We start from the raw sequence: 19,654 nt of genomic DNA, 5'->3' as shown, positions 1-19,654 counted from the left end.
GCGAAACATGCTATAATGAAGGCATAGGATATAACAGAAAGCAGGTATGCCCTCATGAATACGAAGCAGAAAGCATCGCTTCCTAAACCGGACTGGCTTCGCATAAAGTTAACAACAGGCGGCAATTATGCCGAACTTAAAGATATGATGCGCTCCAAAACGCTCCACACCGTATGTGAAGAGGCACGCTGCCCGAATATTTACGAATGCTGGGCGAACCGGACGGCTACTTTTATGATTCTCGGGGATATTTGTACGAGAGCGTGCCGGTTCTGTGCCGTGAATACCGGCATGCCGACTGAGCTTGATCTCGGAGAGCCCGAACGCGTAGCGGATGCAGCCGAGCAAATGGGCCTTCAGCATTGCGTTATTACTTCTGTGGCACGCGATGATTTAGCGGATGGCGGAGCGATGATTTTTGCTCAAACGATTAAGGCGGTTCGTAATCGGATGCCGCTTTGCAGCGTTGAAGTACTTATTCCTGATTTTCTGGGCAACAAAGATGCGCTTCAAACCGTTATGGATGCGAGTCCGGATATTCTTAATCATAATATTGAAACGGTGGAACGCTTATCAGACCGCGTTCGTGCCAAGGCCAAATACAGCCGTTCCATGGAACTCTTGAAGCGTGCGAAAGAAATGAAGCCTGAAATCCCGACCAAATCAAGCATTATGCTTGGAGTCGGAGAGGAATGGGACGAGATTTTGCAGACGATGGACGACCTGCGCGCCCATGATGTTAATATTTTGACATTGGGTCAATATTTGCAGCCTTCTCCAACGCATTTGGCAATTGAACGTTATGTACACCCGGACGAATTTGCAAAGCTGAAGGAAGAGGGACTAAAACGCGGATTCAGCCATGTCGAGTCAGCGCCGCTGGTCCGAAGCTCTTATCATGCTCATGAGCAAGTAAAGTCCGCTACCGAGGCAACGTCGGCATCAATGTGAGAAGGAGTGGGGAAAACCTTTGATCCATATCAGCGGCAGAACATATGAGCTAATACATGAAAATAAAAACGGATGGAACATTGAGGCGTTTCGAGAACGATTCAGTGACGTGCTTGAACGGTACGATTACGTTGTCGGTGATTGGGGATATAACCAGCTCAGGCTAAAAGGTTTTTTTCGCGATAATCACCCGAAAGTAACGCGCGACAGCGCTTTTTCCAGTATGGTGGATTACTTGAATGAATACTGCAACTTCGGATGTGCTTACTTCGTTCTGCATAAGCAGCCTGGAAGCGTGAAGCTGGGCGAGGATGGCGAACCATCCCAGCATGACGATGATTCAGTACCTGCAGACCCGCGCGAAGGGACTGAAGAGATCTATGAGACCGGACCTTCTCGTACTGCGACTGCAGCCGAAGGTGAAGAGGGCGCTCAGGAGTATCAGCAGGTCAAATTCATGCCGCGCCATCAAAGGGATCAGCGCAGAGAATTCCACCATAAGAATGGGCGGAAGGATGCGTCTAAGGACGTGGATAAGGATAAGGAACAGCCGCCGGTTAAAGAAGGCAGGAAGCCGTTTAACAAGGATCGCGAGAAAAGCTCCCAAAAACAGCAAAATGCCGGGGGCGGGAATAACCAGCAGCAAGAGCGGGCCAATAACGATCGGTCAGATCGTGGTGAGCGCGGGGATCGAAATGAACGAAACGAGCGCAGTGAGCGCAATGATCGCGGCGACCGCAGCGAACGGAATGACCGCAGTGAGCGCAATGATCGCGGAGACCGGAATGAGCGCAACGACCGCGGCGACCGGCCTGAACGTTCGGAGCGTAATGACCGTAATCGTGCGAAGAGACAGCATTTCTCAAACGCTGCCAAAGCTCCTGTTGCTGCGGCATCTGAGACCGGTGCTCAGCCTCAACAACGAGCGAAAGATCAAGGGCCTAAAGCCTAGTTGAAATAGAAAAAAGCTGCTTCAGCCATGCTTATTTTAGCATGAATGAAGCAGCTTTTTTGTTCAATATCGATGATTATAAATGCTGCACGTTATAAAGTCTTGCATAAGCCCCATCCTGTTCCATGAGCTCGTTATGGGTTCCTCGTTCGGTTATGGAACCGTGCTCGACAACAACAATGAGATCCGCATGCGTGATGGTTGACAGCCTATGGGCAACAATAAGGGTCGTCCGGTTCTGTGCAAGCTCTGCAAGTGACTCCTGAATGGCATGTTCCGATTCAAGGTCGAGTGCTGAGGTTGCTTCATCCAGGACGAGAATGGCCGGATTCTTCAAGAATACCCGGGCAATTGCAATACGCTGCTTCTGACCGCCGGAGAGCTTGACGCCGCGTTCCCCGATTTCGGTATCATAGCCACCCGGCAATGACATAATGAATTCATGCGCATTCGCCTGCTTGGCTGCCAGAACCAAGTCTTCTTCAGGCCCAAGCGGATTGCCCAGCTGGATATTCTCACGAACGGATCCGCTGAACAGGATATTATCCTGAAGCACCATACCGATATGCGAGCGCACACTTTGCTGTGTAACGCTGCGGATATCCTGCCCATCGATCCTAATCTGTCCCTCGCCCGTATCGTAGAACCTTGCCAGAAGGCTTACAAGCGATGATTTACCGCCGCCGCTCATCCCGACAAGCGCAACCGTATGTCCTTGCGGGATGGTCAGATCAATGTCGCGAAGAATCCATTCTCCTTCTTCCCCGTACCGAAACGAAACATGGTCAAAATGAATGTCTCCGCGTACCATCTTCATCATCGAGGCCCCAGGCAAATCCTGAACCTCAGGCTTCTCTGAAAGCAGCTCCATCACGCGCTCAAGTGATGCAGAAGCTTGCGTCAGCTCGGTTGAGGAGTTAACAAGCCGCCGGAGAGGGCCATACAGCCGGTCCAGATACCCATAGAAGGCCACGAATTCTCCAAGCGTCAGCTGCTTCTCAATGACAAGATAACCGCCGAATAGAAGGACAAGCAGCGGGGCGATTTCTGTCAACGTATTGATAATGGATTGCGTCAGTGCATTCCACCGTGTGAGAGCAAATGCACGCTCCAGAAACTTTTTGTTGCGAACGCCAAACTGCTCCTCCTCGTAAGACTCCAGAGTGAAGCTTTTGACAACGGAAATGCCGTTCACATGTTCATTTAGGTAACCCTGCATTTCTGCAAGGGATTGAGAGCGGGATCGGGAGTAAGAGCGCAATCGTTTATACAGCTTCTTGACGGCGTAGCCATAGAAAGGCAGGATGGCAATCGCAACAAACGTCAGCATCATATTCATATTGAACATAATGACAAGCGCGATGCATAGGGTGAACATATCGAGCCAGATGTTCATAAGCCCGGTTTCGACTAAGGATTTGGTCTGCTCGGCATCGTTGATCATGCGTGATATGATTTCACCGGATTTACGGTTTTGATAGAACCGGATGGAAAGCTGCTGAAGATGGGCGTACAGCTTGTTTCTAAGATCGAATAAAACACGGCTTGTTGTAAGCTGCGCAAAATATTGACGGAAATATTCAATCGGATAACGAATGACCACGAATAAGAGAAAGGCAAGTCCCACAGCCCGGAACAGCTTCTCGTATTTATCATGAGCCGAAATCGGAGCGAGCAGCACATTATCGACGACGTATTTGATGAAAAGCGGCAGCGTAAGCGGAATGGTGAATTTGATTATACCTATGAGAATGGTCCAGCCAATTAACCATTTGTAGGGCTTAACAAATTGCAAATAAGCGCGGAATACCCTCATTATTTCACGTCAAAGTCGATGAAAGCTTCACGCACGCGATTCCAGAATGGAAAAGGCCGGTAGCGTGCAAAGCTGACTTTAAGATCAGCCACACTGCAGCGGATTGAGCGGATGTCGCTGCGGGTAATATTAAGATGATCGAACGTCAGCTGCAGACGCTGATCTTTGCGCGAGATAATATCGCAGTGGTGATGCTGCGGCAGAACGACAGATGAGCCAAGAGTACGATAGACCCTGTTGTTAATGGAAGCAATTTCAGCCAGCTGAAGGGATTCAATGGACGGGTGAATGATTGCGCCGCCTACGCTTTTGTTATAGGCCGTACTGCCTGTGGGAGTGGAGACTACAATTCCGTCTCCTCTGAACATTTCGAAGAGCTGATCATTAATGTTGACTTGTGCAACCAGCGTGTTATCTACACCTTTAATAGTAAATTCATTCAATGCGAGCCGGGTCGAAAGTCCTTCTTCTGTATCGAGCTCGATCTGTGCCAATGGGTAGCGTACGATGCGGGGTTCACTCTCCGCCATCATCCGGACCAGCTCGTCCAGCTCGTCCGCCTTCCAGTCGGCAAAAAAACCGAGGTGGCCTGTATGTACGCCAATGAAGGCTACATCGGCAATCCGATCTGCATAGGTGTGGAAAGCTTGAAGCAGCGTACCGTCACCGCCAATAGAAATAACCATTTCAGGGAGGTCATCATTTCGCTTCAGGCCTGTAGCTCCCGCCAGGGTATGAAACCGTTCCACGAGCTGTTTAGATAGCTTGTCTCCTCTATCCACAACGACATAGTTCAAAAGAAAAGCTCCTTCCGTACCGATGATAAGATATATCGATCATATCGGAAAAAGCGGATGAATACAATGTCAGGCGGTGGGACCCATACTATTCCAGAGGAGATAAATCAAACCGGCCGCAATGAAGCCGTGAACGAGCCGGGCAATGAAGAAAGGGCGATAACGCAGATCCGTACGGCTGAGCAGGCTGGCAATTTGAGCGTGAACGGACAATCCGCCCCAGGATAAGACGAAGGCAGCGATGGCTGCCTGGTGGATAAGCCCGCTTCCTGCGGCTGCTCCCGCCGCACGTGCGCCAAGCGTGACTTCGAAGAGGCCGTTAACGACGGCATCCGATAACGCGGGCGGGACATGAATGATGCTAAGAACAAGACGGATCGCCTCAGATAAGACGCCGATCGCACCTGCTTGTTTAAGGAGCTCCATAATGACGGAGAAGACAACGACCAGTCCGCCAACGACAATCATAAGCCGCAGCGCCGCTTGAACAGCATCCTGCAGCAGAGCGCCTGTGGTGCGTCCATCCAGCAGTCTTGCACGATGCATGGCCCTTAAAGCCTCGCTTATCCGAGATTTTCTTCTCGCATGGGCAGCTTTATTGCCAGTTGGCTGTTTATGATGTGATGGAGATTCGGTAGCTGCTGCCCCTCGGTCATGGAACCGCATGAGCAGTCCGACAATGATGCCGCCTCCGTAATGAGCGGCAGCGAGGACGGGAGCTAAAGCAACGTTGTGGAAGAAACCGACAGAGACGGCTCCGATTAAGAAGATCGGGTCAGAGGTAGTCGTGAAAGCGACCAGCCGCTCTCCTTCAGCCCGTGTTACGAGCTTCTGCTCCCAGAGCTGGGCTGTTAATCTGGCACCTACCGGATAGCCTGACGCATAGCCCATGGTAACGACAAACCCGCCGCTGCCCGGCAGCCCGAATAAGGGCCGCATGAAAGGATCGAGCAGTGTTCCGAAGAAATGAACGATACCGAAGCCGAGCAGGAGCTCGGATATAAAAAAGAAGGGGAAGAGTGCCGGGAACAGAACCTGCCACCAAATGGCCAATCCACGGAGCGAGGACTCAAGGCCAGCGGCCGGGAAGAGAATGAGCAGTATCGAGATAAGCACGGCGGACCATGCTGGAATGACAGCTGGACGGAGTAAATATCGGATGATTGTCATAATCGGCCCTCCATTAGTCGGTGAATAACCCTTTTTATTTTATATGTTAGAAATAGGACAAACATCACTGGTTAAATGAAAAGCTTGTATATATAGTCTAAGGAAATTTGGATCGATCTGGAAAAATAAATTTGGAAAACGCTTGCATAAATAGGTATTATTTTCGACATAACTATGATACAATAGAAGAACATCGAACGCTTGGGGTGATGACTTATGAGTATTATTGCCGGCATCCTCGTATGCGCATTCGTTTATGTCATCCGCGAGTCATTATTGGCTCCTGGGGAAGAGGATTATGAGAGCTGATTCAGTAGTCTATTTGTACTAACACACACCGAATGCCCTCCTTGTGAAGGGCATTTTTTTGTATTCTTGATGTTCTATGTACATGAAAAAAATTATATAAAATAATTCTAAAGACCTACAAAATGGAGATGAATGTGACGATGAATAACTATAGCACTATTTATGAGGCTGTTGGTGGTACTAAAGGAGTAGAACGAATTGTCCAATCCTTTTATCCTAAGGTGCAGGAGCATCCGCTGCTTGGACCTCTTTTTCCAAGTGATATTACACCCGTTATGGAAAAACAGACTTTGTTCCTATCCCAATTTTTTGGAGGGCCTTCCCTATATTCAGATCAATACGGACATCCGATGATGCGTGCGCGCCATATGCCCTTCCCGATTACACCGGAACGCGCTGAGGCATGGCTTGATTGTATGAACCGGGCCTTAATGGAGATCGGGATGCCGGATGAGCTGCGATTGTTCATCATCGAGCGTCTGTCCGGACCCGCCCATCATTTTGTCAATACGGATGATTAACCAATAATCAAGGAGCTGTGATTGTATGGATCCGCTTTACTTATCGACTATAAACTGTATTTGCTGTGAGACTCCATACAAAACGTCGCGTGTAAGACCGAGCTTTAAGAAAGCTTATTCAAGAGATAGTGATTTTTGTACCTATTACAAGGATGAGATCAATCCGGACTTCTATGTTGTCCGTGTTTGTCCAACCTGCGGGTATGCTTCAACGGAGAATGGTTTAAGTCAGCTGACGGATAAACAGAAGATGCAGTATTATGAAGGGCTGGGATCCCAATGGGTGTTCAGAGACTATGGCGGTCAGCGGAATCACAGTCAGGCGCTGGATTGTTATAAGCTGGCCCTTCTTTGCGCACAGGCGGTTGATGAGAAGGATCGGGTTATTGCCGGGATTCTGCATCATATCGCATGGTTGTATCGCTATACAAGCAATCAGCAGCAGGAGCATCGGTTTTTAGGTTTTGCTCTGGATGCTTACATATGCGTCTACGAAACTGAAGGCGATTCGCTTAATAATGCGAAATTGATGTTCCTTATTGGGGAGCTGAATAGACGGTTAGGGGATGCAAAGACCGCAGTACGTTGGTTCTCACGCGTTGTTAATGATAAGAAAATTGTGGATGCAGCTATGATCCGGGCTTCCAGAGAGATGTGGCAGCAGATTCGAAATGAGCATGAAGGCAACGAAATTTATGAAGATGAACAAACTGCCGTTACCGCATCATAAGTGAAAAGAAAAAGCCGCTTGGTCCATGTGACCGAGCGGCTTTTGAATGTCGCAGCATCTGTTACAGCTTGCGCAGCTTCGTATCCGCCAGCAAATAGTCCTGGTCGGCATCTACAATTGTCACCCGGCTGTGGCAGCAGGGGAATACGAGCAATCTTTTCTTCCCGGTGCGGATGTCGCCAAGCTCTCTTGGCCGAAGGGGAAGCAGGACATTTTCACTGCCGCAGAAAGGACAGGTAGGCACATAAATATCTTTCATAATGATGTCATAAGGCCATGTTCGTTCAAACGGGATCACGAGTCGGATGCTCCTTTATCGGCTCCGTCATTCTCAGAGGCTTCAGGCTCTGAGGCTGTCGTTTTCTTGGCAAGCTCGGCGAGTTTCTGGAGAAGAATGTGTTTTGGCATATGCATCAAATGCTCAAGCGGCACGTTTAGTTCCTTGGACAATTTAACAGCTGTTTCTGCCGATAATTGCAGAGGTTGGGACATATGATCAGCTCCTTCTAGCGTCCTTTGCAGACTGGCATTGGTTCGCGATTGATATTGATTGGCCGTGCGGGATGCTTATTCGTTATAATTCAGTTATACACTGCACAGATAGATAACGCAACGTAAGCCGCGCATACATAAGGCTGAAATGACTGGCAGGGAAGTATCCAAGCGGGCAAACGAATAAAATTATGGAGGCTGACCATGGACCATTATTCTTTGACTTGGGACTTAGATGCGATTTATGACGGTGGATCAGAATCGGCTGCTTTTGCAGCGGAGCTAAGTGGGATGGAGACCGATATTGAACAATTGTCACGTGAGCTTCAAGCAGCCGCAGAGACGACGGCAGGTGATAAGAGCAGCGTTTCTCGGGATCAATTGTCTGCATGGACAGGGGCTGTTCAATCTATTCTAATACGGCTTCGTCAGGTCGATTCGTATGTCGCCTGTTTATTAGCTCAGAAGATGAAGGATACTGCTGCTCAGGGCTTGAATGATCGTGTGAAAACAATGGCTTCGAAATTCAACAGTGCTCTGACCGGCTTCGATGAACAGCTTCGTCTCGTTAACGAAGCGCAGTGGGAGCAGTGGACGAAGCAGGAGTCGATCAGCCCTGTAGCTTTTGTTCTGAGTGAACGCCGCGAAGCGGCCAAAGAGAAGCTGCCGCCTAGTCTGGAGGCATTGGCTGGAGAGCTGGCTGTTGATGGCTACCATGGCTGGGGAGATTTCTATAATACGATAGTTTCGCGTGCACGCTTCCAGGCCGTGGATGAAGAAGGCAATTCGAAGACGCTCTCTGCGGGTCAGATGCACAACCGGCTCTCAGATCCTAATCGTGCAGTGCGTACAGCTGCGTTTGCCGAATGGGAACGGGAATGGGGCGAGCAGGCTGAGTTATGCGCAGAGACGCTCAATCGAATTTCAGGTTTCCGTCTGAAGCTGTACGGGAAGCGGGGCTGGGAGTCAGTGCTTAAAGAGCCGCTCGAGATGAACCGGATGAGCGAAGCGACGCTGAATGCGATGTGGACGGCTGTAAGCGAAGGCAAGCCGGAGCTTGTTCGTTATTTGGAGCGCAAAGCGAAACTGCTCGGAATCGAGAAGCTCGACTGGCATGATGTTGAAGCGCCTGTCGGATCTGCAAGCAAGGCAGTGCCCTATCATGAAGCGGCGGATTTCATCGTTGATCAATTCCGTGCGTTTAGTCCGGATCTTGCGGATTTCTCCAAGAAAGCCTTTGAGGATTGCTGGATCGAAGCGGAGGACCGTCCAGGCAAGCGGCCAGGCGGGTTCTGCACGTCTTTCCCGGTCAGTAAACAGACCCGTATCTTCATGACATATTCAGGAACGGCATCGAACATCTCCACACTTGCCCATGAACTAGGCCATGCTTATCATCAATACGTAATGGATGATCTGCCGCCCTTGGCCCAAGAGTACGCAATGAATGTTGCGGAGACTGCCTCTACGTTCGCAGAGCTGATCGTATCGGATTCGGCGCTGAAGACAGCGGCTGATCCGGAGGAGAAGCTGGGTCTGCTGGAAGATAAGCTGCAGCGCTCGGTCGCCTTTTTTATGAACATCCACGCCCGGTTCTTATTTGAAACCCGTTTCTATGCCAAGCGCAAGAGAGGCATGCTGAGTCATGAGGAACTGAGCAGCTTGATGGAGGAAGCGCAGCGTGAAGCGTACAATGGCGTGCTTGGCGAGGTGCATCCGAATTTTTGGGCGTCTAAGCTGCATTTTTATTTAACCGACGTACCGTTCTATAATTTCCCGTATACGTTCGGCTTTCTATTCAGCTGCGGAATCTATGCAATCGCGAAGAAGGAAGGCGCAGCATTCGCTGAGCGTTATGTGGCGCTGCTTCGAGATACGGGTCTGATGACCGTGGAAGAGCTCGCGCAGAAACATCTGGGTGTGCGCCTGGACGAGCCTGAGTTCTGGCGGGGTGCTGTTGCGTTGACTACAGAGGATGTGCACACCTTTCTCGCACTTACAGACAAAGGATAAGAATGAGCTGAAGAGGGCTGATTCTGAATTTTGCAGCGAGTTGGAATTTTCCTGGAATATTCTTTCCCTCTACGGGGTTGAAATTTGGTGAATCATGGAAAACTGAGGATAGTGGGGCGGTCTTGCGGTCTTGGCCGTGCCCTGATACCCGTCGTTTTTTTCGCAAAGTTTACTTCCGGAGGGAGACAGTGATTCACATGGAAAGCACATTCGTTATGATTAAGCCTGATGGGGTGAGGCGGGGGTTGATCGGTCCGATCATTACCCGCTTCGAACAGAAGGGTTTCACGCTCATTGCTATGCAATTCATGCATCTTGAACGTTCGCTTGCCGAGCAGCATTACGGGGAACACAAGAACAAGCCTTTCTTCAATGAGCTGGTAGAATATCTCACTTCGGGTCCGGTATGTGCCATGGTTTGGGAAGGCCGCCATGCAGTGGCTAATGCCCGTTCGATTATCGGTAAAACCAATCCGGTTGAAGCATCCCCGGGAACGATTAGAGGGGATTATGGAATGGATATAACCGGTAATATTGTGCATGGCTCCGATTCGCCAGAGAGCGCGCAGCATGAAATCAGCTTATTCTTCCACTCTGCAATGTCAGCGCCGATGTTTATGGAGATCTCCGATTTTGGGCATACAGCGAATATTTCACATTAAAACGACAAGAAGCCCTTCCGTTCTCCTGTAGGAGAAAAAGAAGGGCTTTTTGCATGCGGATCTGAATTAGAATGATTCGTTGATCACAAGCTGATCTAGTGAAAGTCGGGCTGTTGGGCGAGCCGGAGTTGCCGCTTCACCGATTGGAATCATCATGACCGGGATATAACGGGATGGAATTTTGAGTGCCTCGACCAAGCGGTTTTTATCGAATCCGCCCATTGCCACTGTATCGTAGCCTTTGGCTTTTGCTGCAAGCATGAGCTGCATAGCTGCCAGACCAGCGTTTTTATTGGCTTCGTCACGGGCAACCTGCTCATTTTTATAAGCGCCATCGATTTGACCAACCAAGGTATCGCGGATTTCCGGTTTAAGATGACCTGCATCTACCGCTTCGCCATAAATTTGGTGGCCTGTCAGGTTAGCTTCCAGGTCGCCTAGAATAACGACAACAACTGATGCGTCGGAAACTTGCTGCTGGCCATAAGCGATACCTTTGACCAGATCCTTCTGCGCCTGCTCCTGAATAACGAGAAAACGCCAATGTTGAATGTTCCAAGACGAAGGGGCGAGAGCTGCCAGCTCCAGAATTTCGTTCAATGTGTTTTCTGGAATTTTAACATTGGGTTTGTACTGCCGAACGGAATGACGGGCTTTAATAACTTCTTCTGCTGTTAATGTGCTGACTGATGCATTTTGGCTCATGATTTACTCTCCCTATTTACTAAATATGATGCAAGTTACTTACCTTAGGTGCTCAAACTTACATTATTATAGTGCGGTTGCATTTAATAAGCAACTGTTAACATATTTATCATTTTGCAGAGGCATCCATTCTTTACTTAAAAAATGTGGATTGACTGATCGCCTATGTCTGTGGTAAATTATGGGCAATTGAAAAAGCTTATACGGAAGCACCGTAATAGCGCAGATATTCTGCGTTGTTAGGGTGCTTTTTTGCATTCATTTGATCCCTTCCATCGGCATGAAGGAGTTTGGAGGTATTTAAACATGAGCAAGCAGAGTTTAATTCTTGCGGTGAAAGAAGCAGATTATCTCGATCGTCTTGCGGAATATGTCCGGCATTCCTCAATTGGCGAGACGTGGCAGATTACGGCATTTACGAACCCGGCTGCACTTAAGCATTTTATCCGCGGGGGATATCGGATCGATTTTATCGCAGCTCAGCCGGCCATGCTTGAAGGGCTTGGCGAATCTATGGGTTCAATTCCCAGAGCTGCGCTCGTCGCTTATCTTGGACAGACTCAAGATTATCCTGAGGTGCTGCAGTATCAGCCTCTGCCTCAATTACTTCAGGCCTGCTCGGCGGTCTATGCAGCTTCCGGTGAACGGTTGTTAGTCCAGGGAGGCAGCGGCGGCGATCGTCGGACAGATGTAATTTCGGTGTATTCGGCCAGTGGCGGAATCGGCAAAACAACGTTGGCGCTTCAGCTGGCACAGCAGGCAGGACTTCGGGGTATGCGCGTATTTTATTTGAACCTTGAACAGTGGAATGCCACTTCAATTTGGTTCGGTGAAGAAGGCGGCGATGATTTCTCACAGCTGCTGTATACGCTCCAGACGCAGCCAGGCAAAGCATTCCTTCGATTAGCGGAGCTGCGCAAAAGGCACCCCGCTTTGCAGATTGACTATCTGCCGCCTTGCAGCAACGCGGAGGAGAGGCTTTCTTTAACCGCCGATCACGTCAATCAGCTGCTTCAGGCTGTAATAGGGATTGGTCATTATGACTTGGTCGTTGTTGATTTGGACAGCCGGCTGGAACCCCTTCATTATGAGGTATTTAAGGCATCGGATCACACACTCTGGTTAGTAAACGAGCAAGCAGTCGTTCGTCGTAAAACCGAGTTAGCTCTAATGTATGGGGAACAGAAATGGGGAGTGGCTTTTCAAGAAGGCAGGCGCAGCTTCCGCTTCATTCAGATACAATTCGAATCAGGGGATCGACTGGAAGTGGAAGGAAAGTTTAATTTGCAAGCAGAAGGGTCCCTCCCCTATATCGAAGAATGGGCAAAGGGCCGGCTGCCTAATAACATCCATAGTTCCCCTGCTTATCTGGGAGCGGTGGAGGTTTTGCTTAATCGATTCTTTATGTCTGAGAGGGGAGCAACAGATGCAGGAGGACGTGGTGCTGCAGTTAAAGTCGCGAATCCGTGATCAGCTTGATCTGGATCATGCTATGACAGATGAAGCTTTAATGGAAAGAATCGAGCAGACGGTCTTTCAGTGGTGCAGCAGTCATCCTCTAACATCGCTCGAGAAAGTCCAGCTTGTACGAAGACTGTTCCATTCCTTCCGCGGTCTTGATCTGCTTCAGCCTTTGATGGAAGACAAATCAATTACGGAGATTATGATTAACAGTCATGACGAGTTATTCGTAGAAAGGGAAGGGCAGCTTCTTAGGCTTCCGATTACCTTCGAAAGCCAGGCGCGGCTGGAGGATCTTATACAGGCCGTTGTCGCAGGTGTCAATCGTGTCGTGAATGAATCATCACCTATCGTCGACGCTAGACTGAAAGACGGCTCACGTGTTCATATCGTTCTGCCGCCAGTAGCGCTCAAAGGGCCTACGATGACGATTCGTAAGTTTCCGGAGCAGCCGCTGCAGATGGAGGATTTGATCCTGCGGGGAGCTATAACCGAAGAGGCTGCGGCCTTCCTGGCACAGCTTGTTGCGGCCAAATACAATATTTTCATCAGCGGAGGTACCGGTTCGGGCAAGACGACTTTTCTGAATGCCTTGTCGCAGTTCATTCCTTCTGATGAGCGAATTGTAACGATTGAGGATTCCGCCGAGCTTCAGATTCGAACGGTTCCGAATTTAGTTTCGTTGGAAACGCGCAATGCGAATACAGAAGGGAAAGGGGAAATCACCATCCGGGAATTGATTCGGGCATCGCTTCGGATGCGGCCCAGCCGAATCGTTGTTGGCGAGGTTCGCGGAGGGGAATCCATCGACATGCTGCAGGCGATGAATACTGGACATGATGGATCATTGAGTACCGGGCACTCGAACAGCGCCCGCGATATGATGGCCAGACTGGAAACGATGGTTCTAAGCGGGGCTGACCTGCCTATAGCCGTCATACGTCAGCAAATCGGATCGGCTATTGATATTGTGGTCCATTTATCCAGACTTCGCGATCGGACTAGGCGCGTAACGGAAATTTGTGAAATTACAGGTGTACAGAATGGCGAGGTAAGTCTTCAGTCGCTGTATAAGTTTGAAGAAAAGGGCGAGAGGGAAGGCCTTGTTATCGGCGCCCTCAAACGAACCGCTCATCCGCTGCAGCGGACATGGAAATTGCAGATGGCAGGTCTCTCGTCTGAGAAGGGAGAGGAGAGTGCTTGAACAAGCGGCAGCGAAGTTGGCTGGACTGGTTAGGATGGCCTGATTCTAAGAATGAACCCGGTGTTCGAAGCGGCAGCAGTTTACCTGTGTATACGGAATACCGTTTAACGGAAAAACAGTTTGTTTTGGCTTCTGCTGCCGGGGGGATGATTGCATTTACGGCTGCCTTTTTATTCTATCATTCGATTCTTGTATCGCTGATCTTCTCGGCTGGAGGGATTCTCGCGCCCCGGCAGCACCGGGATTCACTTCTGCTTAGGCGGAGGGAACGGCTGAAAATACAGTTTAAAGAAGCTCTATATTCACTAACCTCGTCGCTTGCTGCAGGCCGATCGGTAGAAAATGCTTTCATTGCCTCGCTTGAGGATTTACGGCTGCTTTATCCGGATCCTCAGACGGAGGTGATTATGGAATTTGAAATTATTCGCTCGCGAATGGCATACGGAGAGCCGCTTGAGCAGGCTCTGGATGATTTTGGAAGACGGGCGCAAATAGACGATATTACCCAGTTCGTTGATGTGTTCATGATCTGCAAACGTTCGGGCGGTGATTTGGTTGAAGTGATCCGTCGTACGTCGCAAACGATCGGAGAGAAATTGGAGATTCAGCAGGAAATCGCAGTCATGGTGGCACAAAAGCGTTATGAATCCAGAATCATGATGGCTGTTCCGTTTGTCTTCCTCGCTTTTCTTAGTATGACGGCACCGGATTACATGGCTCCTTTATATAAAGGAGCAGGTTATGTCCTGTTAACCGTCTCTCTTCTGCTTCTAGCTGTTTGCTGCTGGTTCATGATAAGGGTGATGAGCATCCGATTGTAGATAAGAATAAACGTTAGGGAGAGGCTTCATTGCTGTGGCTATTCTGATTGGGGCACTGCTTACAATAGTTTGGATTGCAGGATTCACCATAAATGAACGCAGTCAGGCGCGGCAGAAAGTGATTAAAACCGGCGATGAGAAACTGGATCACCCGACGGTTCGCCGTTTACTGATTATCCCTATGCTGTGGGTGCTGGAAAAAAGCGGCCTATTGGACCGGATGCAGCCCTTCCTGTCGGCCCTGCACGGTAAAATGTTTGTGCTCCATGGGGCGACCTGGACGGTGGATGCGACGAAGCAGTTTGCGGTATTCACTATAGGCTGCGGTTATGCGGCTGCTGCCTGCGGTGCCTGGCTGTCCTTATTAAGCGGGGAAAGATCTTTGTTGTATATGGGTTTGCTGCTCGGAGTCATTATTCCGGCTGCAAGGTGGCGCGACACCATCCGTAAATTCGAGCAGCGCAAGCAGGATATTCTGCTTGTTATTCCAGAGGTCATGAGTAAGCTGATGCTTCTGCTGGGGGCGGGTGAGACGGTTCAACGCGCGCTGATCCGCTGTGCTGAACGAAGAGACGATAGAGATAAAAGGGAAATTCCGCTGTTAATCGAGCTTCGCAGAGCCAATGAGGAGATCCGCAACGGCCAATCCTTCAGCGCTGCAATGGAAGCGTTCAGCAGACGCTGCGCAGTCCAGGAAGTTTCTTTATTTACGACGACCATCCTGCTTAACTACCGCAGGGGCGGCGATCGTCTCGTATTGTCTTTGAAGGAGCTTTCCTATTCGCTTTGGGAGAAAAGAAAGGCGGTTGCCCGCTCCAGAGGCGAGGAAGCATCTTCTAAGCTTGTATTTCCGCTGGTAGGTATTTTTTGATTCTAATGGCGCTTGTCGCCTCGCCGGCCATCTTGATGATGGGCGGATAACTCATTCAAGGGAGAGATAAAGATGGGAAAATGGACGAATCAAATTCGAAAGTTCTGGCGTGAGGAAGAGGGACTCGGCACACTCGAGATCGTGCTGATTATTGCGGTTGTTATTATTCTGGCGCTTTTATTTAAGGATTGGATAATTAGCCTGCTGCAGAAGCTGATGGGCGACGCGGATGACAAAGCGAATGAAATCTTTAATTAAACGACTGGTGCGTCTTTGGCCAAGAGGAGACGAGGGGAGCTTTACAGTGGAATCATCTATTGTCTTCCCGGCTATTTTCTTTGCTCTACTGGCAGTCATCATATTTAGCATGTATACCTATCAGAAGGTCGTTCTCTATCATTCAGCTTCTTTGTCTGCAGAGCGTGCGGCATTCCGCTGGGATAACAGTAAGCGCGAGGTATTAAGCGGAATCGGAATAACAGGGCAGTATGATGGATTGTATTGGCGTATGTCTGGAAACGGTGCTCTTCAGTCTCTTTTTGGATGGGGCAGCTCAACAGATCATAAGGGGGGGACGGTTGTTCAGATCGGCGGCGGCAGCAGCCAGGGCGAGATTACAAGACGTCAGGATATTCAGGCTAGTGGTGATGCTACTTCTAGTAATAATGCCGAGGCTTCGCTTCCGGCTGCCAAAATGAATCGTATTATACAGAGAATACCTGAACCATTTGAGGGTCAGATGAGTTATGAATACGGTCTATTGGAGAAAACAATCGTCGTTAAGCTTCTCCAGCCAGTATCGATTGGCCCGCTGGAAGCCATGCTGGGAGCATCCGATCCGAAGGCGGTAGGACATGTTGTTGTCGTGGATCCGGTAGAAGGGATTCGTAACGTGGATTTGGTACGTTATTATACAGCTAAATTTGGTCAATCGGCTGATGGTAAAGCGAAGCAGCAGCAAGCATCGGAAGTGCTGAGCAAGCGGCGAACCCTGGAAGTGAAGAGGTAATGAGAAAAAAATTCCGATTGGAACGGTTCGCGGACCCAAATGGATCCGTTTCGGTTTTTCTCATCATCGCTACGGCAGGTATTCTATTATTTACAGCGCTGCTTGTTGACTATGCCAGAGTGGCTGCTTTTCAAAAGCAAATCGAGCTGGCTGCGCAATCCGGGATTCGCTCATCACTATCTGCCTATGACGGAGCACTTTATGACCGTTATGGACTATTCGGAGCAGGAGGATCTGATCGGGGAGAGCTGTTTGCTCATGCTGCAGAGAATAACTGGGAGCCTGATGGATATAACCATTTTAGACTGCTGCAGATTGAAATGAGCTCCTCCCACGTAGACAGCTATGAGGTGCTTGGAACTCATGCGGTATTTAATCGTCAGGTGCTTGAAGAAATGAAATACAAAGCGCCTATTGATTTTACACTGGAGGTTGCTTCGCGCTTTGCCCCCATTGCATCAGCGATGAAGGAAGCATCCGCTTCTGTGGTTGTGCTCGAACAGATCCGTAAATTATATGATCAGCGTGAAGCTCACTTACATGCAATTTTGGATAATCAACGTAATGCGGCAGCGGCTGGCGGGGCTATTGAACCTCTGATTACCGGGGTCCATGCAGGTTATTCACTTCTCAGCATAGTTAGTGGATATAGCTCTTATATCGGATGGCGAAATCATGATGCCGTATTGAAGGAAGGTGAGCAGCCGGCGTATACAAATGAAATCTCCTCCTATGTGAGTCAAGCAAGTTCACAGGCAGGTGAGCTTGTCAGCTCGGCCATAACAGCCGCAAAGCTTCATCAAGAGCTGGAGATGAAGTCGCTTAAGGAGCTGCAGGAAGCCGAAAGCTGTGATACCCAGATGAGGAGCATCATTCAACAGACGAAGCAGGAGCAGATGAATACAGGTTACGACCGTATGAATAAGCAGCAGCTTCCCGGGAACCCCGCTACAGCGGTGAGTGAGGGCGAGCTTTCTCAGATGCAGCAGACCAAGCAATCACTCGAGCAGCTTCTGCTCTCACCGGAGTGGTATGTCAATTATCGAAGAGACATCTCGGATCAAGTTGTTTCCTTCTCAGAAGTTGAAGTGAAGTCTCTCGGCTTTCAAACCAGCTTATCCAGCGGGCTATCCAATGCAACGTCGGCAGTGGAATTGAGTGAAAGCCTTAATATTCTGCAAAACATTTATAGGGACTACACCCAGCGATATATTCGGCCTGGAGTCGCCCTACAAGTTCGAGAACAAGAATTATTAAACCGGGAATCTTCTGATTCGCAGCGGAAGCGTAAAGAGCAAGCAGCGCAGAGTAAATGGAACGAGGCAAAGGATCTGCTTCAAAGCATGAAGACTGTACCTCAAAAGGAAGAGCATCAGAAGCAATTTGACGATGTCAAGAAGCGTTATGAAGCCAATCTGCATTTTAATGAGCTATTCGAGGACGAATCAGCCGCTGAACCGGATTCGAATCTGGACCGGGATAACGGTGATGCTCATGAGGCAGCAGAAGCATCGATGTCCGCGATGGGCAATATATTTGCCGGCATGGCGGACATGCTCGATAATATCCGGGATCCCCTATATATGAATGAGTATATTGTCCATCGATTTACAGCCTTCAACCCTTTAAAGTTCAAAGCTATACTGCAAAGCGCGGATCGCAGCGAATTTGCCGATGCACTGAGTTTAAATAATCAAGAAGTGGAGTATGTTCTGTATGGGTTCCATCAACCTGCTGCCAATGTTTCGGCTGCTTATGGAGAGATTTTCGCAACCAGGCTGGCGATCCGTACGATGGAAGGGCTGATCGAATGCCGTTCACTAGGTCATCCGCTTCTTGTGCTCGCAGCGGCATTATTATACGGACTCGAGAAAACGATGGAGGACATGGTTTCACTATCCCAGAAAGGCACTACGCCTCTATCTAAATATGCCGCAGTTGATTTGACATACCTTGATTATTTGAGACTGTTTTTACTCCTGCATGGCAGTGATGAACAAAGAATATCTCGGACGATTGCCGTTATTGAGCAGAATACGGGATTGACTTTGACCAAGACATCTACTGGGCTTAGCGGTGAATTAACGGCTTCCGTTAATCTTTGGTTTTTACCTGGACTCATGAAGAGCTTTACACGATTTAATATTTTGAAAGGAAAGGTCAAGGGAAACCGGTATGAAACGACAAAAACTATTGGCTGGTCATACGGTTAACCTGCGAAGTGAAACAGGAAGCATCGCGCTTGAAGCTTCTCTTATCATGCCGATCGTGCTGATGGTGTTCATCTTTTTTATTTGCCTGATCCGCTTATCCGCTGTACAAATGGCGCTGCACGGAACGTTGTCACAAACGGTCCGCCAGGCAGCGGCTAATATTTACCCGGTTGAACTTGCGTACAATAAAGCTGTTTCATCAATGCCGCCTGCGGCAGAACCATCTGGAGCTGGGACTGGAGCTTTAGCAGCGGCACCGCTGCCAGGTATTGAAATGGTTGCCGATAAACTTGAGGGATGGCTGCCGTCACCGGCAGGAAGGTTACTGGCAGCCGTACTTGAAGGCGATTGGAAACCCGTTGTTGATGCGGCAGCAACGGAAATTGGCCGTTCCGTTGTGGAGCCGCTGCTTCGACATGAGGCTGATCGAGCGGTATTGAATCCGGAACTGTTGAGGCTCAGCCGACTTTCGCTGCCTGATTTGAAAGGAAAAACCGAGGCTTACATTCGAATTGAAGCGGAATATACATTTAAGCTCGGTTTTCCCTTTACAAAGCGTTCTCTTACTCTGCGCGAGCAGGCTGAAGAACGCGTATGGGTCAGCGATCCTGTCCCAGCTAATAGAGATGGCGAGGGCACTGATAGCACGCATGCCCAAATTCAAATTGTTTCATTGGAACCAGATCCGCTGCGGCCAGGCAACAAGGCCAGGTTGGTTGTTCAAACAGACCCGGGCCGCATCTTGAATCTGACGGTTACGTATAAGAGCGGCCGAAGCCAAGCGAAGCATGTCGGAGAAGTATCAGCAGATGCTTCAGGAAAAGCAGAATGGACGTGGCTGGTCTCAGGCAATACAACGCCTGGTGTCTGGGAACTGAGCGTCTCGGCTGCTGATGGAACAACGGTATCCAGACATTTTGTCGTTGAGAAGAAGAAAAGCGCGTAGCAAGCAGGTCG

The 19,654-nt window shown here is 49.3% G+C and carries 20 protein-coding genes; 14 read left to right on the top strand and 6 right to left on the bottom strand.

Annotation, left to right across the window (positions count from 1 at the left end; all coding sequences use genetic code 11):
* The first annotated feature begins 54 nt into the window (after positions 1-54).
* Both lipA and ACFPYJ_RS04235 read left to right on the top strand, forming a co-directional pair.
* Positions 55-951, top strand: coding sequence for a lipoyl synthase (gene lipA, locus ACFPYJ_RS04240; protein WP_379186789.1), 897 nt, complete (start codon positions 55-57; stop codon positions 949-951).
* Between the two features lie 19 nt (positions 952-970).
* Positions 971-1,903 carry a YutD-like domain-containing protein gene (locus ACFPYJ_RS04235; RefSeq protein ID WP_379186788.1) on the top strand — a complete coding sequence of 311 codons (933 nt, stop codon included), beginning with the start codon at positions 971-973 and terminating at the stop codon, positions 1,901-1,903.
* Positions 1,904-1,979: 76 nt separating this feature from the next.
* On the opposite strand, the gene ACFPYJ_RS04230 is transcribed toward ACFPYJ_RS04235, so the two are convergent.
* From ACFPYJ_RS04230 to ylbJ, 3 genes are all read right to left on the bottom strand, one after another.
* On the bottom strand, positions 1,980-3,719 hold the full coding sequence (locus tag ACFPYJ_RS04230; RefSeq protein WP_379186787.1) for an ABC transporter ATP-binding protein: 1,740 nt from the start codon (positions 3,717-3,719) through the stop codon (positions 1,980-1,982).
* Positions 3,719-4,516, bottom strand: coding sequence for an NAD kinase (locus ACFPYJ_RS04225; RefSeq protein WP_379186786.1), 798 nt, complete (start codon positions 4,514-4,516; stop codon positions 3,719-3,721). Before ACFPYJ_RS04225 ends, ACFPYJ_RS04230 begins: the two co-directional genes overlap by 1 nt.
* Positions 4,517-4,585: 69 nt before the next feature.
* Positions 4,586-5,686 (bottom strand): sporulation integral membrane protein YlbJ, encoded by a 1,101-nt coding sequence (gene ylbJ / locus ACFPYJ_RS04220; RefSeq protein WP_379186785.1) that lies wholly within the window; start codon positions 5,684-5,686, stop codon positions 4,586-4,588.
* A gap of 449 nt (positions 5,687-6,135) precedes the next feature.
* Between ylbJ and ACFPYJ_RS04215 the strand changes: the two genes are divergently transcribed.
* Positions 6,136-6,516 carry a globin domain-containing protein gene (locus ACFPYJ_RS04215; RefSeq protein WP_379186784.1) on the top strand — a complete coding sequence of 127 codons (381 nt, stop codon included), beginning with the start codon at positions 6,136-6,138 and terminating at the stop codon, positions 6,514-6,516.
* 25 nt (positions 6,517-6,541) lie between these two features.
* Positions 6,542-7,246, top strand: a complete 705-nt coding sequence (locus ACFPYJ_RS04210) for a DUF2225 domain-containing protein (RefSeq protein ID WP_379186783.1) — start codon at positions 6,542-6,544, stop codon at positions 7,244-7,246.
* Positions 7,247-7,307: 61 nt separating this feature from the next.
* Here ACFPYJ_RS04210 and ACFPYJ_RS04205 read toward each other — a convergent pair whose 3' ends face one another.
* Both ACFPYJ_RS04205 and ACFPYJ_RS04200 read right to left on the bottom strand, forming a co-directional pair.
* Positions 7,308-7,544: a hypothetical protein gene (locus ACFPYJ_RS04205; protein ID WP_379186782.1), complete on the bottom strand. Its 237-nt coding sequence runs from the start codon at positions 7,542-7,544 to the stop codon at positions 7,308-7,310.
* Positions 7,541-7,738, bottom strand: a complete 198-nt coding sequence (locus ACFPYJ_RS04200; RefSeq protein WP_379186781.1) for a YycC family protein — start codon at positions 7,736-7,738, stop codon at positions 7,541-7,543. The genes ACFPYJ_RS04205 and ACFPYJ_RS04200 overlap by 4 nt, the downstream gene beginning before the upstream one ends.
* Positions 7,739-7,942: 204 nt before the next feature.
* On the opposite strand from ACFPYJ_RS04200, the gene ACFPYJ_RS04195 reads away from it, so the two are divergent.
* Both ACFPYJ_RS04195 and ndk read left to right on the top strand, forming a co-directional pair.
* Positions 7,943-9,751 (top strand): M3 family oligoendopeptidase, encoded by a 1,809-nt coding sequence (locus ACFPYJ_RS04195; protein ID WP_379186780.1) that lies wholly within the window; start codon positions 7,943-7,945, stop codon positions 9,749-9,751.
* A gap of 197 nt (positions 9,752-9,948) precedes the next feature.
* Positions 9,949-10,413, top strand: a complete 465-nt coding sequence (gene ndk / locus ACFPYJ_RS04190) for a nucleoside-diphosphate kinase (protein ID WP_379186779.1) — start codon at positions 9,949-9,951, stop codon at positions 10,411-10,413.
* A gap of 66 nt (positions 10,414-10,479) precedes the next feature.
* Here ndk and ACFPYJ_RS04185 read toward each other — a convergent pair whose 3' ends face one another.
* On the bottom strand, positions 10,480-11,118 hold the full coding sequence (locus ACFPYJ_RS04185; protein ID WP_379186778.1) for a nitroreductase family protein: 639 nt from the start codon (positions 11,116-11,118) through the stop codon (positions 10,480-10,482).
* A gap of 306 nt (positions 11,119-11,424) precedes the next feature.
* Here ACFPYJ_RS04185 and ACFPYJ_RS04180 point away from each other — a divergent pair, with 306 nt between their 5' ends.
* The 8 genes from ACFPYJ_RS04180 (at position 11,425) to ACFPYJ_RS04145 (ending at position 19,643) form a co-directional block, all read left to right on the top strand.
* A complete protein-coding gene (locus ACFPYJ_RS04180; RefSeq protein ID WP_379186777.1) occupies positions 11,425-12,588 on the top strand; it encodes a P-loop NTPase family protein in 1,164 nt (387 codons plus the stop codon).
* On the top strand, positions 12,545-13,783 hold the full coding sequence (locus ACFPYJ_RS04175) for a CpaF family protein (protein WP_379186776.1): 1,239 nt from the start codon (positions 12,545-12,547) through the stop codon (positions 13,781-13,783). The genes ACFPYJ_RS04180 and ACFPYJ_RS04175 overlap by 44 nt, the downstream gene beginning before the upstream one ends.
* A complete protein-coding gene (locus ACFPYJ_RS04170) occupies positions 13,780-14,604 on the top strand; it encodes a type II secretion system F family protein (RefSeq protein ID WP_379186775.1) in 825 nt (274 codons plus the stop codon). Before ACFPYJ_RS04175 ends, ACFPYJ_RS04170 begins: the two co-directional genes overlap by 4 nt.
* 34 nt (positions 14,605-14,638) lie before the next feature.
* Positions 14,639-15,475 carry a type II secretion system F family protein gene (locus ACFPYJ_RS04165; RefSeq protein ID WP_379186774.1) on the top strand — a complete coding sequence of 279 codons (837 nt, stop codon included), beginning with the start codon at positions 14,639-14,641 and terminating at the stop codon, positions 15,473-15,475.
* A 72-nt stretch (positions 15,476-15,547) separates the two neighbouring features.
* A complete protein-coding gene (locus tag ACFPYJ_RS04160; RefSeq protein WP_379186773.1) occupies positions 15,548-15,733 on the top strand; it encodes a Flp1 family type IVb pilin in 186 nt (61 codons plus the stop codon).
* A complete protein-coding gene (locus ACFPYJ_RS04155; protein ID WP_379186772.1) occupies positions 15,717-16,484 on the top strand; it encodes a TadE/TadG family type IV pilus assembly protein in 768 nt (255 codons plus the stop codon). Before ACFPYJ_RS04160 ends, ACFPYJ_RS04155 begins: the two co-directional genes overlap by 17 nt.
* Complete coding sequence (locus ACFPYJ_RS04150; protein ID WP_379186771.1) at positions 16,484-18,697, top strand: hypothetical protein; 2,214 nt, start codon at positions 16,484-16,486, stop codon at positions 18,695-18,697. The genes ACFPYJ_RS04155 and ACFPYJ_RS04150 overlap by 1 nt, the downstream gene beginning before the upstream one ends.
* Positions 18,660-19,643, top strand: a complete 984-nt coding sequence (locus ACFPYJ_RS04145; protein WP_379186770.1) for a TadE/TadG family type IV pilus assembly protein — start codon at positions 18,660-18,662, stop codon at positions 19,641-19,643. The genes ACFPYJ_RS04150 and ACFPYJ_RS04145 overlap by 38 nt, the downstream gene beginning before the upstream one ends.
* Positions 19,644-19,654 lie beyond the last annotated feature (11 nt).

Source organism: Paenibacillus solisilvae (genome assembly GCF_042656405.1).
Lineage (GTDB): Bacteria > Bacillota > Bacilli > Paenibacillales > Paenibacillaceae > Paenibacillus_Z > Paenibacillus_Z solisilvae.
This window is presented reverse-complemented; position numbering and strand designations above follow the sequence as displayed.

Bases quoted from the DNA above. Each gene is read 5' to 3' on its own strand.
- ACFPYJ_RS04200 (WP_379186781.1), bottom strand. From the start codon at position 7,738: ATGTCCCAACCTCTGCAATTATCGGCAGAAACAGCTGTTAAATTGTCC.
- ACFPYJ_RS04230 (WP_379186787.1), bottom strand. From the start codon at position 3,719: ATGAGGGTATTCCGCGCTTATTTGCAATTTGTTAAGCCCTACAAATGG.
- ACFPYJ_RS04160 (WP_379186773.1), top strand. From the start codon at position 15,548: ATGGGAAAATGGACGAATCAAATTCGAAAGTTCTGGCGTGAGGAAGAG.
- ACFPYJ_RS04215 (WP_379186784.1), top strand. From the start codon at position 6,136: ATGAATAACTATAGCACTATTTATGAGGCTGTTGGTGGTACTAAAGGA.
- ACFPYJ_RS04180 (WP_379186777.1), top strand. From the start codon at position 11,425: ATGAGCAAGCAGAGTTTAATTCTTGCGGTGAAAGAAGCAGATTATCTC.
- ACFPYJ_RS04175 (WP_379186776.1), top strand. From the start codon at position 12,545: ATGCAGGAGGACGTGGTGCTGCAGTTAAAGTCGCGAATCCGTGATCAG.
- ACFPYJ_RS04155 (WP_379186772.1), top strand. From the start codon at position 15,717: ATGAAATCTTTAATTAAACGACTGGTGCGTCTTTGGCCAAGAGGAGAC.
- ACFPYJ_RS04150 (WP_379186771.1), top strand. From the start codon at position 16,484: ATGAGAAAAAAATTCCGATTGGAACGGTTCGCGGACCCAAATGGATCC.
- ACFPYJ_RS04185 (WP_379186778.1), bottom strand. From the start codon at position 11,118: ATGAGCCAAAATGCATCAGTCAGCACATTAACAGCAGAAGAAGTTATT.
- ACFPYJ_RS04210 (WP_379186783.1), top strand. From the start codon at position 6,542: ATGGATCCGCTTTACTTATCGACTATAAACTGTATTTGCTGTGAGACT.
- ACFPYJ_RS04145 (WP_379186770.1), top strand. From the start codon at position 18,660: ATGAAACGACAAAAACTATTGGCTGGTCATACGGTTAACCTGCGAAGT.
- ndk (WP_379186779.1), top strand. From the start codon at position 9,949: ATGGAAAGCACATTCGTTATGATTAAGCCTGATGGGGTGAGGCGGGGG.
- lipA (WP_379186789.1), top strand. From the start codon at position 55: ATGAATACGAAGCAGAAAGCATCGCTTCCTAAACCGGACTGGCTTCGC.
- ACFPYJ_RS04195 (WP_379186780.1), top strand. From the start codon at position 7,943: ATGGACCATTATTCTTTGACTTGGGACTTAGATGCGATTTATGACGGT.
- ylbJ (WP_379186785.1), bottom strand. From the start codon at position 5,686: ATGACAATCATCCGATATTTACTCCGTCCAGCTGTCATTCCAGCATGG.